This is a genomic window from Mesorhizobium sp. B2-5-3, from assembly GCF_006441005.1.
Classification (GTDB): domain Bacteria; phylum Pseudomonadota; class Alphaproteobacteria; order Rhizobiales; family Rhizobiaceae; genus Mesorhizobium.
The window spans coordinates 1-17,467 of the sequence record NZ_VFUS01000006.1; the positions used below are offsets into that span (position 1 = coordinate 1).

Consider the following 17,467-nt stretch of genomic DNA (forward strand, 5'->3'; position numbering starts at 1 on the left):
AGATCGAGCTGCCCGTCGACCACCCCGCGGCACAGAAGAGCCGGGTAGCGTTCCGCCCGGGCCGCTGGAAGCTGTTTCCGGCTGCTTGATATTAGACCGAGCACCACTCCAGCCAGTTCTCGATCTTGAGGTTGCGGATTCGCATGAACTCGCCCGTATTGGCCGTTACCAAAGTGATGCCCACAGCGCAGGCGTGCGCAGCAATAAAAAGGTCGTATGGTCAATGGGTTGGCCGGCGGCCTCCAGTTCTGCACGAAGGGCGCCATACTCTGCATCCGCCGGCACATCGAGCGGCAAGACCGGAATCTCGGCCATCAATTGCTCGACTTTTTTGAGCAGCTTGGTTGATCCCTTCCTGGCACAGCCATATCGCAATTCCGAGGCAACCACGATACTTGTGCAAATGGCGTCGTCTCCCTCGCGCTCCACTGCATTGGCCGCTTTGCCAGCCGGATTTCGAATCATGTCACTGATGATGTTGGTGTCCAGCATAAACCGCATCAAAAAATGTCCTCGGATTCGACCGGCGCATCATTGATTTCGGGAAGATCGCCCTCGGGGCCGAGCGGCGGCTCGTTTGCCCATTGGGCGAGCAACGCGCCGAGCCCAGCTTTGCGGATCGGCTCAATGACAAGGCGGTCGCTTTCACGGCTGATCAGGACCTCTCGCCGGGGAGCTCGAACTCGACAGGAATGCGCACCGCCTGGCTGCGGTTATTGCGAAACAGCTTCGCCTCCTTCGACGGCCGCGTTGTTGAATGGCGATGTCGGGGCATGGTTGCCTCCCTTTGTATATGCATATTGTACATGCATGCTGGCTCAGCAATGCAAGGGTAAGGAAGCGTTGGGAGGAACAGAATTCTAATGACAGCGCTCTTGACGACATTTTTTCTTACGGCGGCACCCGCGAAACCATTGCAGGTGCCTCGTCGGGCCAGTGGCGCAGGGCTATGGTCGGGCGATTAAGCACTACGCGGAGCCTTATTTCATGAAGCGATTTCTCCTCGGCGTCGCCACCGTCGCCGGCCTGTTCCTCGCATCTTCCCAAGCCTGGTCTGCCGACAAGCTGCTCAACGCCTCCTATGACGTCGGCCGCGAACTGTTCGTCCAGGTCAACAAGGCATTCATCGAGAAGCACCCGGGCGTGAGCATCGACCAGTCGCATGCCGGCACCTCGGCTCAGGCACGCGCCATCGCCGAAGGGCTCGGCGCTGATGTCGTCACCTTCAACCAGGTCACCGACATCGACTTCCTGGTCAAGAAGGGCCTCGTCTCGGCCGACTGGCAGAAGGATTTTCCCGACAACGCCTCGCCCTTCTATTCGCTGCCGTCCTTCCTGGTGCGGGCGGGCAACCCCAAGCACATCAAGGATTGGAACGACTTGGTGCGCGACGACGTGCAGGTGATCTTCCCCAACCCGAAAACCTCGGGCAATGCGCGCTACACCTATCTGGCGGCGACCGCCTACGCCAAGGAGGCCTTCAAGGGCGACGACGCCAAGGTGAAGGAATTCATCACCAAGTTGTTCAACAACGTGCCGATCTTCGACACGGGCGGGCGCGCAGCCACCACCACTTTCGTGCAGCGCGAGATCGGTGACGTGCTGATCACGTTCGAATCCGAAACCCGCGGCATCCGCAAGGAGTATGGCGACGACAAATTCGAGCAGGTCACGCCTTCCGTCAGCCTGCTGGCAGAATTCCCGGTGGCGATCGTCGACAAGGTCGCCGACGAACATGGCACGCGTGATCTGGCCAAAAGCTATCTCGATTTCCTCTATACGCCCGAAGGGCAGGACATCGCCGCTGACAATGGCCTGCGCGCCCGCGACACGGCCGTCGCCGCCAAACACAAGGCCGACTTCCCGGACGTGCGCCTGCTGACGGTGGAAAACGTCTTCGGCGGCTGGGACAACATCCAGAAAGAGCATTTCGCCGCCGGCGGCCTGCTCGACCAGGCCTATGGCAGCCGATAAGGTTTTCGCGGCGCGATAGCACGTTACGATAAGCAAATCAGGAAAGCCGGCGCTTTGCCGGCTTTCGCCGTTTGCGGCAAAATATGGCAAATACGACGCCAGCCGCGCAAAAGGTTACGAAGAATCAACGCGTTTGCGCCTAACGTGCCGACAAATCGGCTTGTTCGCGAAACGGCAGCGCTCCACAAGCCCCGTCATCATTTGCACACAAACAGCCGCCAGATGCGGATTGTTGGGGCTTCATGGGTTGACTCGGGCATGCTGACTAAAAAAGGCAAATACGGCCTCAAGGCCCTCGTGCATCTGTCCGGCTTGCCGGCTGGCCAATTGGCCTTCGTCAACGACATCGCGGTCGCCAACAACATCCCGAAAAAATTCCTCGATGCCATTCTGGGCGAGCTGCGCAATGCCGGCTTCGTCCAGAGCCGCAAAGGCAAGGAAGGCGGCTATCGCCTCGCCCGCCCGGCCTCGGAGATCAAGATCGGCCATGTGGTGCGTGTGCTGGACGGGCCGCTGGCGCCGATCCCATGCGCCAGCCGCACGCAGTATCAGCGCTGCGAGGATTGCGACGAAGCGACGTGCCAGGTCCGGCACATGATGCTCGAGGTGCGCCAGGCAATCGCCGAGGTGCTGGACAACCGCAGCCTTGCCGCCATGCGCGATGCCGACAATGATGATTTTCCGGTCGAGTTGACGTCGCAGATCTAGATCCTGCGCATGCGCCGCACTTGCCGGCGTAAGTCGCATGCCGGTATGGCGCCGATCAAGGTTCAGAACCGCCGCGTCATGCGCACCGCCTCGGCGACGAGGTCGGCGATCGGGCGCGTCGCATCGAGCGTCAGCGCCCGCTCATCCGCCGCCGGTGGCTCGAGAATGGCGAATTGGCTGTCGACCAGGCTTGCCGGCATGAAATGGCCCTTGCGGCTGGCGACCCGCAGCCTCGCCATGGCCGGATCGATCTCCAGATAGAGGAAGACGATGTCTCGGCAAATGCCACGCAGGCGCTCGCGGTAGCTTCGCTTCAACGCCGAGCAGGCAGCGACCACGCCCCGCCCCTCACCGGCCGACGCTGCGATGCGCTCGCCGATTGCATCGAGCCAGCCTTCGCGCAGTTGATCGGTAAGCGGCTGACCGCTTGCCATGCGGGCGACGTTCTCGGGGGGATGAAGACGGTCACCCTCGATGAAGACCGCGCCCAGCGCGGTTGCCAGCGCTGCACCGACGACCGATTTGCCGCATCCGGCGACACCCATAACCACAATGGCTGGGGGTACAGAGCCGGGGGCGGCCTCCGCCATCCGCTGAGCCTTTTCGTCCACTGTCAGCGGCTTGCCGGCGCGCGGCCGTAGAGCAGCAGCATGGCGACGATGACGACGCCGTAGATGATCTGCCTACCCGCCTCCGGCATCTGCATGACCGACAGTATGGATTGCAGGAGCGTGATCAGGATGACGCCGGCGACAGTGCCGAGATAGGAGCCGCGCCCGCCAAGGATCGAGGTGCCGCCCAGCACGACGGCCGCGATCGACGGCAGGAGATAGGCGTCGCCCATCGACTGCGCCGCCTTGGAGGCGTAGCCGGCAAGCAGCACCCCGCCGAAGGCGGAGAGCCCGCCGGAGACGGCAAAGGCGATCATCACCACGCGCCTTGTGTCGATGCCGGAGAGGTAGGCGGCACGCTCGCGGTTGCCGATGCCGTAGACGGTGCGGCCAAAGCCGGTGCGGGTCAGAACGAACACCATCGCGGCGCCGATCAGCGCCCAGATGATGACCGCGTTGGGAACTCCCGGAATGGCAAAGCCGGTGGCCAGGTAGCGCATGGCGCCGGTGGCCGAATCCTGGGGCGAGAAGCCGCCGGTGTAGACCACCATCAGCCCTTGCGCGACGGCGTTTGTGGCGAGCGTAATGATCATGGAGGGAATGCGCAGATAGGCGACGCCGATGCCGTTGACGATGCCGATCAGCACCCCGCACAGGATGCCGAATGGAATGGCCAACGCAACGCCGGCCGGGCCATACGCGGCAGCGGCGCAAGCCATCATCGCGCCCGCCGCCACCGACCACGGCACCGACAGATCGATCTGGCCGAGCAGGATGACCAGCATCATGCCGGTGGCGATGACGCCGAGAAACGAGGCCACCTTGAGCTGCTGCAAGAGATATTCAGGCGACAGGAAGCTGCGCGAATAAAGACTGCCCAGCAGGAGCAGGACCACGATGCAGGCAAAGGCCGTCAACACCGCGGGGTCGGCGCGGCGAATGAATTTCGGCATGCGGCCGGCAATGCCGCCCAATGTCGTCTCGCTCACAGGAACCACTCCAGCCGGTTGCGGACTCGAAACAGGGCGAAGGCGCCGAGGCTGACGGCGATCAGCAGGATAACGCCCTGGAACAGCGGCTGCCACAGCGGATCGAAATCGAAGACGAACAACAGATCGCCGATGGTGCGGAAGGCGAGTGCGCCGAAGATCGCGCCAATGGCACTCCCCTTGCCGCCGAACAGCGAGACGCCGCCCAGCACCACGGCGGCAATGGAAAACAGCGTGTAGGAGTTGCCGCTGGCATAGGCCGCTTCGCCCGTATAGGTGAAGAACGTCAGGAACAGGCCGCCGATCGAGGCCAGCAGCCCCGCCAGCGTATAGGCTGCGAACTTGCCGCGCCGGATGGGCACGCCTGACATGTAGGCCGCCATTTCCGACGACCCTGCCGCATAGGCCGCGCGGCCAAGCACCGAACGGCTGAACGGCACCCAGATCACCAACACGACGGCCAGGAGCACAACCATGCTGGCCGGCACCACGTCAAACACACGGCCCGTCAGCGCGTCAGCCAGATCCTCGTTGACCGATCCGCCCGGGAACGGCCGCAGTAGAAGCCCGATGCCATAATAGACCGCGCCGGTGGCGATCGTGGCGACGATCGGCTGCAGCCGCCCGTAGATGACGATGGCGCCGTTGATCGCCCCGCACAGCAGTCCGACGGCCAGTACCGCCAACACGCCAAGCGCCGTCTGCACCGGCGTGCCCACCACCAGCCACGAGGCCAGGCAGTTGGTCAACAGGAAGATCATGCCGACGGAAAGGTCGATGCCCGCGGTGATCACCACCAGCGTCTGCGCCATGGCGACGAAGGCCAGCAGCACGCCCTTGTTGGCCGCCGTCTGCACGACATTGGCGGTGAAGCCGGCCGGATGGTTCGCGGTGTAGATGACGAACATGACGATGAAGATGCCAAGCGCCAGCAGCGTTCCGCGCTGCTCCGCCAACCAGTAGCGCCAATCCTTCACGCCAAAATCCCTTTCACGCGTTCGCTCCCCGGTTCACCGGGCTATCCCCGCCAGGCATGTTGAGCGCGCTTGATATCAGAGCCCGTTCGGTGATTTCGGCGCCCACCAATTCGCGCTTGACCGCCCCGTCATAGAGCACCAGCACACGGTCGCAGCAGCCGATCAGCTCGTCATAGTCGGTCGAATAGAACAGGATTGCCGCCCCCGCGTCCGCCAGCTTGCGCATCAGCTGATACAGCTCCTGCTTGGTGCCGACATCGATGCCGCGCGTCGGATCGTTGAGCAGGATGATGCGCGGCTGGCGCATCAGCCATTTGGCGATGACGACCTTCTGCTGGTTGCCGCCCGACAACGCGCCGACCGGAATGTCGAGGCCGGCCGTCTTGATCGCCAGCAGGCCGACCATGTCGTCGATAAGCCGCTGCTCGGCGGCGCGGTCTATTATGCCGCCTTTCGACAGCCGGTCGAGTGCGGCGAAAGACAGGTTCTCGCGCACCGTCATCGGCAGCATCAGGCCTTCGGTCTTGCGATCCTCGGGAATGAGCGCCATGCCGATGCCGTTCTCGCGTGCGGCGGCGGGGCTGGCGATGCCGACCGGCTTACCGTCGACCAGGATCTGGCCGGAAAGGCCACGCAGGACGCCGAAGAAAGCGAGCAGCAATTCGCGTTGGCCCTGCCCGTCGAGGCCGCCGAGGCCGACCACCTCGCCTGCCCTGACCGACAGCGAGATGTTGTGCAGGCGATCCGTCCAGGAGAGCTTGCGGGCTTCGAGCACCGGCGCGGTGACGGCCGGCGCGAATGTCGGCTTGGGCGGGAAGATATGGCTGTATTCGCGCCCGATCATCAGTTCGACGACTTCACTGTCGCTCTTCGAGCCGGCGGGATAGCTGGCGACATTGCGGCCGTTGCGGAACACCGTGCACTGGTCCGCCAATTCGGCGATCTCGTTCATGCGGTGCGAGATGTAGAGCAGCGCCAGCCCTTCCGAACGCAGCCGCTTCAGCACAGCGAAGATCTTCGACACATCCGCCGCCGTCAGTGCCGAGGTCGCCTCGTCGAGGATCAGGATGCGTGGCTTCCTGGCCAATGCCTTGGCGATCTCGACCATCTGCCGGCGTGACAGCGGCAGGTCCTTGACCAGCGCCAGCGGATGAATGTCGGATGCTCCCGCACGCGCCAGCGCGTCCTCGGCGATGCGCCGCTGCGCCTTGCGGTCGATCATGCCGAAGCGTTTCGGCGGATCGGATATGACGATGTTGTCGGCGACGCTGAGTTCGGGAATCAGCGACAACTCCTGGAAGATGCAAACTATGCCGGCCTTGTTCGCGGCGCCCGGCGAGGCGAAGGTCGCCTCTCGCCCGTCCAGCACCATGCGGCCCTCGTCGGGCGCAACGACGCCCGCCATGATCTTGATCAGCGTCGACTTGCCGGCGCCGTTTTCGCCGAGGATGGCGTGGATGCTGCCGGCCTCGACCGACAGGTCGGCCTTCTCCAGCGCCCGCACGCCGCCATAGCGCTTCGATATGCCTTCCATGCGCAAGAGCGGAGCCGCACCGTCCATCAACCCTCCCAGGGCGCTCGAACATTCAAGAACCGGCGCCGCGGCTTAGCCGCGGCGCCGAAACGATATCCACTGGAAACTACTGATTTTCCTTGGTCTGACCCATGATTTCCTGGGCGCTGAAGTTGATGCCGCAGGTTGGGAAGGAGTTGCCGACGAAGAAATTGTCCGACTCTTTCGGGAAGTAATCCGTGCCTTCCTTCATGTTCGGATCTTCGGCGATCGCCAGCGGCAGCTTCACCTCTTGCGGCACCACTTCGCCTTCGAGCGCTGCAATCGCGGTCTTGATGGCGACGGCGACCTGGGCCGGGCCCGAGCCCGCGGAAGAGCACTTCAACCCGTCGGCCGAATGCGCCGCGCAGAACTTGCGGAAGCCGTTTTCGGTTTCACCGCCAAAGGGCACGAACGGATGCTTGGCATCGATCATCGCCTGCACGATGCCGGTGTCGCCGCCCTGGCCGGTGATGCCGTCGAATGGCCCGTTGGTGGCGATCGCGTCGGCGGTGACCTTCTGTGCCACGCCGTCGTCCCACTTGCCGGCGACTTCGGTGACGTCCCATTTCTTGCCGGAAGCGTCGAGCACCTCGTGGATGCCGTTGTGGCGATCGGTATCGACGGAGGTGCCGGCAACGCCGCGCACTTCGAGAATCTTGCCGCCATTCGGCACCTTCGCGACCAGCCATTTGGCCCACAATTCGCCGAGGCCCTTCTGGTCCACATTGACGTTGATGGCATCCTTGGTGTCGAGGATGTTGTCGAAGGCGACCAGCACGATGCCAGCCTGCTTGGCGCGCTTGATGACCGGGCCGAAAGCAGTCGGGTTCTGCGCGTCGGTGACGATCGCGTCATAGCCGGAATCGATGAAGTTGTTGATCGCCGAGATCTGCGCCGGCACGTCCTCGCCGGTCGAGACGACCTTGAATTCCTTGATCTTGGCTTTGACGTCCGGCTGGGCGGCATAGGCCTTTGCGGTCTGCACCATCTGGATGCGCCAGGTGTTGGCGATATAGCCATTGGCGAAGGCGATGCGGTATGGGCCTTCCTTTTTGGGATATTTGAAGAATTTCGTGTCCGCGCTCCAAGGCGCGAAGCAGTCGGCTTGGGCGGCCGGGCCCGGCACGATCTCGGGGCCGGCGGCCATGGCGGCCGAGTTGAGCATGACGAATGCGCTGGCGGCAACGATGCCACCTACCAGTGACTTGATCATCGATAATCCTCCCATTTTGTAATTCTGACGTCGTTTCGCGATGTGAATTTCGCACGGTCGGCTCCGGCTCCTCCTGCCTTGCCGTACCTGCCTTTCCGATGGCCAATGGTCTATGCGATGCCTCCTCCCCCGTCGTTCCCAGGTTGCTGGGAAAATAGCATATTATACATAATAAACAAGAATTAGTTGTCGCTTATGTATAATAGACAGGCGCCGTACCGTTGCATTTCTCTTTCCTGTCCGACGACGACGGTAGCGCTACCATGAACGGTGTGTAAAGCGCCCTTTCTCTTGATCGCGAAAGCGTGTTTAGCGCGCCGTGCTCTCGCGGCGCATGAGTTCGAAACCGAGATCCACGACGCGCTGCTGCGGAGGCTCGCCTCCTATCGCCGCCAGCGCCATGGCCACTGCCCGCCGTCCGATCTCGTAGCGGGGCGTGCGGATGCTGGTGACGGAGGGAAACGCCACCTGCATCATGTCGAGATCGTTGAAGCCGACGATGCCGATCCTCTTGGGCACACCGATCGAAGCGCGATGACACTCGAACAGCGCGCCTAGCGCGATGTCGTCATTGTTGCAGAATACGCCGTCGAGCGTCGGCATCTTGGCCAGCGCGTCGCGGAAAAGTTCGCGTCCCAGCGTCACACTGGACGGCACCGGCGTGGTGGTGATCAGTCGTGGATCGAATAGGCCGGCTTTCTCCACTGCCATGCGGTATCCGGCCAAGCGCCGCTGCGAGCGCGGATCCATGCGCGCACCGATGAATCCGATGCGGCGGTAACCCGCTTCGAGCAGATGCTCAGTCGCCGCCCTGCCCCCGTCCAGATGCGAGAAGCCGACCATCATATCGACCGGATCCGGGCCGGTTTCCATGACCTGGACCACCGGGCAGCCTGCATTCTCCAGCAGTTTTCGCGAGGCCGGCGTCTGGTCGATGCCGGCCACGATCAGCGCCGCCGGCCTTTGCGGCCCGAACACCTGCAGCAGCCGTTCTTCCTCGAGGCCGGAATAGTGGGTGTTGCCGAGCTGGATGCGGAAGGCGCTATCCGACAGGCTGTCATAGATGCCACGCACCACCTCGGCAAAGACGTTGTTGGTAAGCGACGGCACCAGCACGCCGAACACCTCGGCGCGGGCCGAGGCCAGCGCCCGCGCGTTGGGATCCGGCACATAACCGAGCTCGTCGACGGCGGCCTGGATCTGGCGGCGCAGGTCCTGCGAGACCCGCTCCGGCTCGCGCAAGGCGCGAGACACGGTGATGGCGCCTACGCCCGCCTTGCGCGCGACGTCTGATATGGTCGGGCGGCCGCCGCCTCGGCGCGAGCGCGGCTTGATCAAGGACAGGCTCCATGCGGTGCGTGGCCGCCAAGGCGCTGCCGCAATACGATCGACGTTGCTGTCGCCATTTCACCAGCCTGTGCCGCACCACTCGCCTCTGGCGTCGCGCAGCCCCGGCCCGTTGTCAAGCCGAGGCGCTTGCGGGCGAGTGCTTCCGCTCTGCCTCAGGCCATCGCCGTTGCGCCGCGTCTTGCCTTCCAAAGCACCAGCACCATCACCAGGATGTTCAGCAGGTTCCAGGCGATGCCGTTCAGGAACGCGGCGGCGTAGGAGCCGGTCAGGTCGTAGATCCAGCCCGACATCCAGCCGCCGATCGCCATGCCGAAAATGGTCGCCATGATGACAATGCCGACGCGTTGGCCGGCCTCCCTGGCGGGCATGTATTCCCGCACGATGATAGCATAGCAGGGCACGATGCCACCCTGCGACAGGCCGAAGACCAGCGAAACGACGTAGAGCGAGGCAAGCCCGTCGAAGGGAATGTAAAAGAACAGTGACAGGCATTGCAGCACCGAGCCGATAAGCAGGGTCTTCACTCCGCCGATGCGGTCGGCAACGAAGCCCGAAGCCACGCGGCTGACCACGCCGGCCGCCATCATGATCGACAGCATGTCGGCGCCATGCGCGACGCCGTAGCCAAGATCCATGCAATAGGCCACGATATGCACCTGCGGCATCGACATCGCCACGCAGCAGCCAAGACCAGCAATGACAAGCAGCACCTGGAGTGCCGTCGGCGACAACGAGATCGGCTGCACCAGCCGGCTGCCCGCGGAACCGGCGGCCGCGATCGGGGCGCCGCGCCGCAGCATCAGCACCAGCGGCACCATGGTCGCCAGGCAGAAGATGCCGATGGCCACATAGGTGAAGCGCCAGCCTTCCGCCTTCATCAGGGGTGGCATGACGGTAGGCCAGATCGTTCCGGCGAGATAGCTGCCGGCCGCGGCCGCCGCCACGGCGACGCCGCGCCGGCGGTTGAACCAATGCGAGATGTCAGCGATCAGCGGCCCGAAGATCGCCGATGTACCGACCCCGATCAGCAAGCCCTGGGCGAGCGTGAACTGCAGGATCGAGGTCGACAGCGCCGCCAGCAGGAAGCCGGCAACCAGCGCCATCGAGGAAACAAGCGCCGGGATCCAGTAGCCGACACGGTCGATGGCGCGCCCGACCAGAACGTTTCCGGCGGCAAAGCCGACCATGGTCGCGGTGTAGGGCAGAGCGGCGTCGGCCCTGTCGACGCCGAACTCGGCCTGCACGGCCGGCAGCACCACGACCACGGCCCACATGCCGACGCCGCCGACTGTTGACAAAAGCATCGACACCGCCAGCCGTATCCATGCATGCGAGCTGTCGACGACCGCATTGCCGGCTGCTGGTGAGGAGAAGATCGAGGCCAAGCTGTTTCCCATTCCGTCATCGACATTGACCATGGTCGCGGTCATGCGGCCTAGCGGCCGACGGTCCTTCCACCACTATCGGCGCATTCGCGGCGCCGAGCAGCGCCACGTGGGTAATTCCATGGTTCCAGGGTTCGCCGGTTCCGGGCTCACCGGAACGTGCGACGATGAAGGACGTTTTGCAATCGGCTCAACGCGAAGGAGATTGCCATGACCGCGAAACGGAAATGGTCGGCTGAGGTGACCGAGCACAGCAATGCCATGGATCTCGAAGACCATGTCTTCGAATCCCACGACCCGAAGAAGATCGCGGCTTCGCTCAAGCGGTCGGCCGAACACAGCGACCGGCGCAAGGCCGAACCGTTCCAGTCCGCCATGTCGATGCTGAACTTCTACATCAACCGTGCCGGCAAGAACCTGCCGGCGAAGCAGAAGAAGGTGCTCGAGGACGCCAAGGACGAACTGCGCGCGGCGTTCGGACGTGAGAAGGAAGAGTAGGCAGCAAGCCGCGTGACGGGTTCCTGGAACGGCTTATCGTGACCTGATCACGCCGTCTGTGTTGGCGAGCAGCTTGCGCACCGCGGCACGCGCCGCGTCGGGCCGCTGCAGGCGGATGTTCTTCTCGATCGCCTCATGCATCTTCTGTGCGTGCTGCAAATCGTCGAGTTCCCGCGTCGTATAGGTGAAGAGATGGTCGAAGGCGGATTCGATCAGCACCCCGAGCGGCACCAGCAGGTCGTTGCCAGACGCCCGCAGGATCGCGAGATGAAAGCGCGTGTCGGCGCGGGTGCGCTCCTGCAGGCTTGGTGCCTCGCCCATCTCGCGGCAGGCCTGGCTGATTTCGGCCATCTGCTCGTCGGTCCGCCGCATGGCGGCAAAAGCGGATGCCTCCGGCTCGATGATGTGGCGGAATTCCTGCACCGTCTTCAGAAATACCTCGCGGTCCGGCGAGGTCGCGTACCAGGCAAGCACGTCGCGGTCGAGCAGATTCCAACGTTCTTTCGGCTCGACCCAGCTGCCGATCTTCGGGCGCGAGGCGAGCAGGCTTTTGGCCATCAGCATCTTGATCGCCTCGCGTACCGCCGAGCGGCTGACGCTGAAGGTCTCCGACCATTTGGCTTCGTTGGGCAGGATGGTGCCGGGCGGATAGTCGCCGCGCACGATCCTGAGCCCGATTTCGCTGGCCAGCGAGGTGTGCACGCTGGAACCCGGAATGCGCGCCGCATCGGTGCGGCGAACGCCGGCCTGACGCTCGGCCGATGCCGCTTTTGCCGGCGATTTTTCCTTGTTCGGCTTCGCGTCCCGCATAGGCTCCAGAAAGTCCGGATTGAGCAAGCTGTCAAGCACGGCAAGCGGGTTCACCCGCAACGCCGGCTTCTGTGCACAGCTCAACCCCCCGGCGGGGCCTGTTTTCAAGAGATCCTCACGTATTTGCGCCAGCTGTGTTCCGGCCGAAAGCCCAACATGTCGCGCGCCTTGCGATTGGACAGCAGCGTCTCGAATTCGCCGAGCTCACCCTTGACCGGCACACCGGGATAGAAGCGCTTCAGCAGTTCCGCGGTCGGCAGGTCCGACGACGTGTCGTCATTGGCAGCGTTGAACACCTGGTAGCCGAGCCCATCCTTCTCGATGGCGCGCAGCGTGATCTGGCCGAGGTCGCGCGCATCGACATAGCTCCAGGCGATGCGCTTGCGGAAACCGGGATCGGCGAACCATTTCGGAAACAGGGAGTATTCGTGCGGTTCGATGACGTTGCCGATGCGCAATGCATAGATGTCGGCACCGTCGCGCTGCGCAAAGGCCCGTGCCGTCTTCTCGTTGACCACCTTGGAAAGGGCATAGCTGTCCATCGGATCGACGTCGTATTCTTCGTCGAGCGGGAAATATTTCGGCGTGCGCGGCTCGTTGGCGAAGACCAGCCCGTAGGTCGTCTCGCTGGAGGCGATTATCACCTTGCGGATGCCGAGCTTCACCGCCGCCTCGATGACATTGTAGGTACCGAGCGCGTTGATGCGGAACACTTCGTTGTCGGGCGTGATCATGATGCGCGGGATCGCGGCGAAATGCACCACGGCGTCGACGGGCTGGGGGCGCAGCGACGGGTCGAATTCATGCAAGCCCGCATAGCTCGACAGCGCGTTGAACACCTGCCCGCTGTCGGTGATGTCGGTGATCAGCGTGCGCACCTTGGGATTGTCGAGCGGCTTGGTGTCGATGTTGAGCACCTGGCAGCCCTGCTCCACCAGATATTGCACGACGTGGCGCCCAGCCTTGCCGCTGCCGCCGGTGAACATGATCCGCTTCATTATTCTGGTCTCCACGAAAGCTCAGGAATTATGTGTATTGTCAGACAATATTGCTTTCTGCAACCGCTTGCGGCTAAAAGAGCGGCGACATTATCGATAATCGCAACACAGGACAGACAGAATGAACACGACCGCCGCGAGCGAGAAGATCGGCTTCATCGGCCTTGGCCTGATGGGTCATGGCATCGCCAAGAACATCGTCGATAAAGGCTATCACCTGACCTTCCTCGGCCGCAAGAATCGCAAGCCGGCGGAGGATATGGCTAATCGCGGCGCCCACGAAGCCTCGACCTCCCGCGACGTGGCGGCGGCATCGACGATCGTCTTCATCTGCGTCACCGGTTCGCGTGAGGTCGAAGCCATCATTCGAGGCCCCGGCGGTCTCAAGGAAGGATTGAGAAAAGGCTCGGTAGTCGTCGACTGCTCGACCTCCGACCCGGTCTCGACCGCTGCGCTGGCCGCCGAACTCAAGGCGCTCGGCGTCAACTATGTCGATGCACCGCTCAGCCGCACGCCGAAGGAGGCTTGGGAAGGCACGCTCGACGCCATGGTCGGCGCACCCGACGCCGTCTTTGCCAGGGTCAAACCGGTGATCGAAACCTGGGCCGGCCGTATCGTCCATATCGGCGACACCGGCGACGGCCACCGCATGAAATTGCTCAACAATTTCGTCTCGCTGGGCTATGCGGCGATCTATTCCGAGGCATTGGCCTTGGCCGAGAAGGTCGGCATCTCGCCGCAGCGCTTCGACAGCGTCATCCGCAACGGCCGCATGGATTGCGGCTTCTACCAGACCTTCATGCGCTGGACGTTGGAGGGCGACCGCGACGCCCACAAATTCACTATTGCCAACGCCTTCAAGGACTTGACCTACCTCGAATCGATGGCGGGTTCTGCCGGCATTGCCAACCCCCTCGGCAACGCCACCAAGAACGCTTTCGCCGGAGCACACGCCACCGGACCGGCCGAGCAGTACGTGCCGATGCTGGCCACCCATATCGGCAAGGTCAACGGTGTCGATCTGATGCCGATGAAAGATGGAAAGAAACAGACGATTTAAGGGTAAGAAGCGGTCCGCGCACCGGATGAAAGCCAATAGCTTGGCTTTTCGAGCTTCAAACGCCGGGAGCCTGCGAAAGGCCGCAGAAGGCTACGCATCGTCCATAGAAAGGTGATCACCAAGCGCGAGCGTCGATCACCCTCGCCCTCTTCCGATCCCTTCATCGGTATCGGCGAGTAGCTTGTGCACGGCGTTGCGCGCCGCTGAGGGGCGCTGCAAACGAATATTCTTCTCGATCGCCTCGTGCAGCCTCTGGGCCCGCCGTTGGTCGCCGACCTGCTGAGTCGTGAAGACGAAGAGATGGTCAAGCGCCGACTCGATGAGCACGCCGAGCGGCACCAGCAGGTCGTTGCCGGAGGCCCGCAGGATGGCGAGATGAAAGCGCGTGTCGGCCCGGATGCGCTCCTGAAGGCTTGCCGCCTCGCCCATCTCGCGGCAGGCCTGGCTGATCTCGGCCATCTGCTCGTCGGTCCGCCGCACCGCGGCAAAGGCGCTCGCTTCCGGCTCGATGATATGGCGGAACTCCTGTACCGTCCGCAGGAACACCTCACGGTCCGGCGCGGTCGCGTACCAGGCGAGCACGTCGCGGTCGAGCAGGTTCCAGCGCTCCTTCGGTTCGACCCAGCTGCCGATCTTGGGGCGCGAAGCGAGCAGGCTTTTGGCCATCAGCATCTTGATCGCCTCGCGCACCGCCGAGCGGCTGACGTTGAACGTTTGCGACCATTGGGCTTCGTTGGGCAGGATGGTGCCTGGCGGATAGTCGCCGCGCACGATCCTGAGCCCGATCTCGCTGGCCAGCGAGGCGTGCACGCTGGCACCGGGAAAGTGCGCCGCATCGGGCCGGCGCATGGCGACCGGACGGCGGCCGGCCTGTGCCTTGGTCCGAATGGCTCGCTTGTTTGACTTTTCGTCCGGCATCCACGTTCCAATGCGTCGGCCGTACCTGTTCCGGTCAGGAACTGTCGGTCCGCCGATGCCATTGCCGAAAAATTCGAACCTCGGGCGCGCCAAAGCCGGAGCCGCTGCCCCTGAAATGCGTGTCCCTGTTCGTCAGCAGAGGTGGCGGGGCGCCCGTTGGCGAGCGCCCCGATCGAGACGCCTACTTCTGGATACAGGTGTCGACCGTATCCTTGGTGCATTCGTCGAGGCCGGTGAACACCGGATCGTCGACCTTCTTGCCTTCGACCAGGTCGATCATCACAGACGGCGCCTTGTAGCCCATCTCGAACGGCCGCTGGCCGACCAGCGCCGTGACAAGGCCATCCCGCGCGATCGCCACCTCGTCGCCGATCGTGTCGGCGGCGCCGATGACGAAGTCGTTGCTGGCCAGCTTGTCCTTCAGCGGTCCGACCAGATCGCGATAGGGCTGCGGCGCGCCGAACAGCGGCCAGCCGCCCATGATGCCGAACGCATCGAGCTTGGGGTTGGCGGCAAGGATGTCGGTCATCGCCTGCACGCCCTTGGCGCCGTCGTCATTGGTGAACACCGGACAGCCCGCCACTTCCGTCCAGCCGCCTTCGCCGGCAAGGGCTGCAAGTCCTTCCTTGCCCGACAGCGCATCACGCATGCCTTGCGCGCGGCGAAGGATGTTGTCGGCCGCCGGATTGCCCTCGATGGTGCAGATCGTGCCGCCCTTCGGCTTGGCCTTCTTTATGTATTCGCCGATCTTCTTGCCCATCAGATAGTTGTCGGTGCCGAGATAAGTCTTGCGAAGTGCTGCGTCTTCCTTGGCAAGATCGGCATCGACGGTCATGATCGGGATCGACGGGTTGGCGCTTTTGATCGTTTGCGCGATCAGCGGCGCGTTGGACGGCGAAATCGCCATCGCCACCGTGTCCGGCTTGCTCAGCATATCCTGCACGATCTGCGCCTCGCCGGCCTCGTCGGAAGTCGACGCCGGACCGGTGTAGAAGCACTCATATTCCGAGCTGGCGTTTTCCTTGTTCCATTTCTCGCAGCCCTGGTGGATCGCCTCGAAGAACGGATTGTCGAGACCTTTCACCACGATGACGAGCTGCTTCTTGGCCAAAGCCGGCCCGGCGCCCAACGCCATGGCGGCGACGGCGGCGAGCAAAACTGTTTTCCTCATGTCAGTCCTCCCTTGGAAACAGACGGACACGGCGTGCCCGCCACACAGACCGGCCGAATGCGAGATGACAGAAGCAAGCGCTCGTGCCGTCAGGCCAGGCCGATAAGTATTTTCAGATGCGACCAGCCCGGCAACGATGCCGGCACGGTCGATAATCCTCTACCGGTTGCGCCGCCAAACAACGTCGTCAAAGCCGGCATATCTTCCTCCGACGCTCAACTAATAACGGCTTGCCGCCAACGTCAATTGCTATTTGTCCTACAAAACGGATTTTTCCCGAAAGGCGGGATCTCATTCGTCCGACAATTGCCCAAATCTTATTCGTCAGACAATTGACGCCCATGCAGGCATTTGCGTAAATGACCGCGTCGCTGCTTCCGGGAGGAGCTGGGGTAGCGAACCGAAGCCGTCGCCCCTTCCGGGACAGACGGCCAGACATGGGAGGCAAAAGGCTGGTGGCGGTTCTCGAACTCACCAACATCTCGAAGCATTTCGGCGCCATCCAGGCGGTGAACGACGTGTCGCTGTCGATCGAGCCCGGCCAGGTCGTCGGCCTGATGGGTGACAACGGCGCCGGCAAGTCGACGCTGGTCAAGATGATCGCCGGCAATTTCCGCCCGAGCCACGGCACCATGCAGATGGACGGCAAGGATCTGATCCTGCACAAGCCGGTCGAGGCCCGCCAGCACGGCATCGAGATCGTCCACCAGGATCTGGCGCTGTGCAATAATTTGACGGCGGCGGCCAATGTCTATCTCGGCCGCGAACTGCGCCGCGGCGTCGGGCCCTTCCGTATCCTCGACTATGCCGCCATGTACAAGCGCGCCGGCCAGATATTCGCCGAGCTCAAATCCGAGACGCGCCCGCGCGACCTCGTCAAGCAGATGTCCGGCGGTCAGCGCCAGGCGGTGGCGATCGCCCGCACCATGCTGTCACAGGCCAAGATCGTGCTGATGGACGAGCCGACAGCGGCGATTTCGGTCCGCCAGGTGGCGGAGGTCCTCAACCTGATTCGCCATTTGCGCGACCAGGGCATCGCCGTGGTGCTGATCAGCCACCGCATGCCCGACGTTTTCGACGTCGCCGACCGCGTCATCGTCATGCGGCGCGGCAGGAAAGTCGCCGACAAGGCGATCGCCTCGAGTTCGCCCGAGGAAGTGACAGGGCTGATCACCGGCGCCATCGAGCAGGTGGTGTGAGAGCGGCAAAACCGGATTTCATTGCGCTGGCGCGTTTCGCTGCCGGCAGGA

At 63.2% G+C, this 17,467-nt stretch carries 16 protein-coding genes and 2 pseudogenes; 5 read left to right on the top strand and 13 right to left on the bottom strand.

Annotated elements, in window-relative coordinates; genetic code table 11:
• Positions 1-91 precede the first annotated feature (91 nt).
• Both FJ867_RS15095 and FJ867_RS28980 read right to left on the bottom strand, forming a co-directional pair.
• Positions 92-501 (bottom strand): annotated as a pseudogene (locus FJ867_RS15095) (type II toxin-antitoxin system VapC family toxin).
• Positions 501-775: pseudogene (locus FJ867_RS28980) on the bottom strand (antitoxin). The pseudogenes FJ867_RS15095 and FJ867_RS28980 overlap by 1 nt, the downstream one beginning before the upstream one ends.
• Before the next feature lie 212 nt (positions 776-987).
• On the opposite strand from FJ867_RS28980, the gene FJ867_RS15105 reads away from it, so the two are divergent.
• Both FJ867_RS15105 and FJ867_RS15110 read left to right on the top strand, forming a co-directional pair.
• On the top strand, positions 988-1,974 hold the full coding sequence (locus FJ867_RS15105) for a sulfate ABC transporter substrate-binding protein (protein WP_140499837.1): 987 nt from the start codon (positions 988-990) through the stop codon (positions 1,972-1,974).
• Between the two features lie 258 nt (positions 1,975-2,232).
• The gene (locus tag FJ867_RS15110; RefSeq protein ID WP_013530871.1) at positions 2,233-2,682 is read left to right on the top strand and encodes an Rrf2 family transcriptional regulator; all 450 of its coding nucleotides are present in this window, start codon (positions 2,233-2,235) and stop codon (positions 2,680-2,682) included.
• Positions 2,683-2,744: 62 nt separating this feature from the next.
• Here the strand turns inward: FJ867_RS15110 and FJ867_RS15115 are convergent, their stop codons facing one another.
• From FJ867_RS15115 to FJ867_RS15145, 7 genes are all read right to left on the bottom strand, one after another.
• The gene (locus FJ867_RS15115) at positions 2,745-3,272 is read right to left on the bottom strand and encodes a gluconokinase (protein ID WP_181168365.1); all 528 of its coding nucleotides are present in this window, start codon (positions 3,270-3,272) and stop codon (positions 2,745-2,747) included.
• A gap of 23 nt (positions 3,273-3,295) precedes the next feature.
• Positions 3,296-4,282, bottom strand: coding sequence for an ABC transporter permease (locus FJ867_RS15120; RefSeq protein ID WP_140553852.1), 987 nt, complete (start codon positions 4,280-4,282; stop codon positions 3,296-3,298).
• A complete protein-coding gene (locus tag FJ867_RS15125; RefSeq protein WP_140499841.1) occupies positions 4,279-5,259 on the bottom strand; it encodes an ABC transporter permease in 981 nt (326 codons plus the stop codon). Before FJ867_RS15125 ends, FJ867_RS15120 begins: the two co-directional genes overlap by 4 nt.
• A gap of 13 nt (positions 5,260-5,272) precedes the next feature.
• A complete protein-coding gene (locus tag FJ867_RS15130) occupies positions 5,273-6,820 on the bottom strand; it encodes a sugar ABC transporter ATP-binding protein (RefSeq protein WP_140623073.1) in 1,548 nt (515 codons plus the stop codon).
• A gap of 79 nt (positions 6,821-6,899) precedes the next feature.
• Positions 6,900-8,027 carry a sugar ABC transporter substrate-binding protein gene (locus tag FJ867_RS15135; RefSeq protein WP_140515835.1) on the bottom strand — a complete coding sequence of 376 codons (1,128 nt, stop codon included), beginning with the start codon at positions 8,025-8,027 and terminating at the stop codon, positions 6,900-6,902.
• Positions 8,028-8,336: 309 nt separating this feature from the next.
• Positions 8,337-9,365: a LacI family DNA-binding transcriptional regulator gene (locus tag FJ867_RS15140; RefSeq protein ID WP_140499846.1), complete on the bottom strand. Its 1,029-nt coding sequence runs from the start codon at positions 9,363-9,365 to the stop codon at positions 8,337-8,339.
• 164 nt (positions 9,366-9,529) lie between these two features.
• Positions 9,530-10,774 (bottom strand): MFS transporter, encoded by a 1,245-nt coding sequence (locus FJ867_RS15145; RefSeq protein WP_140500151.1) that lies wholly within the window; start codon positions 10,772-10,774, stop codon positions 9,530-9,532.
• Positions 10,775-10,972: 198 nt separating this feature from the next.
• On the opposite strand from FJ867_RS15145, the gene FJ867_RS15150 reads away from it, so the two are divergent.
• Positions 10,973-11,260, top strand: a complete 288-nt coding sequence (locus FJ867_RS15150; protein ID WP_140499848.1) for a DUF3175 domain-containing protein — start codon at positions 10,973-10,975, stop codon at positions 11,258-11,260.
• A 33-nt stretch (positions 11,261-11,293) separates the two neighbouring features.
• On the opposite strand, the gene FJ867_RS15155 is transcribed toward FJ867_RS15150, so the two are convergent.
• Complete coding sequence (locus FJ867_RS15155) at positions 11,294-12,070, bottom strand: FadR/GntR family transcriptional regulator (RefSeq protein WP_140500153.1); 777 nt, start codon at positions 12,068-12,070, stop codon at positions 11,294-11,296.
• Between the two features lie 104 nt (positions 12,071-12,174).
• Positions 12,175-13,071, bottom strand: coding sequence for an NAD(P)-dependent oxidoreductase (locus FJ867_RS15160; RefSeq protein WP_140500155.1), 897 nt, complete (start codon positions 13,069-13,071; stop codon positions 12,175-12,177).
• 118 nt (positions 13,072-13,189) lie between these two features.
• Here FJ867_RS15160 and FJ867_RS15165 point away from each other — a divergent pair, with 118 nt between their 5' ends.
• Positions 13,190-14,128 (top strand): NAD(P)-dependent oxidoreductase, encoded by a 939-nt coding sequence (locus tag FJ867_RS15165; protein WP_140557958.1) that lies wholly within the window; start codon positions 13,190-13,192, stop codon positions 14,126-14,128.
• A gap of 135 nt (positions 14,129-14,263) precedes the next feature.
• On the opposite strand, the gene FJ867_RS15170 is transcribed toward FJ867_RS15165, so the two are convergent.
• On the bottom strand, positions 14,264-15,046 hold the full coding sequence (locus tag FJ867_RS15170) for a FadR/GntR family transcriptional regulator (protein WP_140557956.1): 783 nt from the start codon (positions 15,044-15,046) through the stop codon (positions 14,264-14,266).
• 181 nt (positions 15,047-15,227) lie between these two features.
• Positions 15,228-16,217: a sugar-binding protein gene (locus tag FJ867_RS15175; protein WP_140499854.1), complete on the bottom strand. Its 990-nt coding sequence runs from the start codon at positions 16,215-16,217 to the stop codon at positions 15,228-15,230.
• Between the two features lie 455 nt (positions 16,218-16,672).
• Here FJ867_RS15175 and FJ867_RS15180 point away from each other — a divergent pair, with 455 nt between their 5' ends.
• The gene (locus tag FJ867_RS15180; protein WP_140500157.1) at positions 16,673-17,416 is read left to right on the top strand and encodes an ATP-binding cassette domain-containing protein; all 744 of its coding nucleotides are present in this window, start codon (positions 16,673-16,675) and stop codon (positions 17,414-17,416) included.
• Positions 17,417-17,467: the final 51 nt, after the last annotated feature.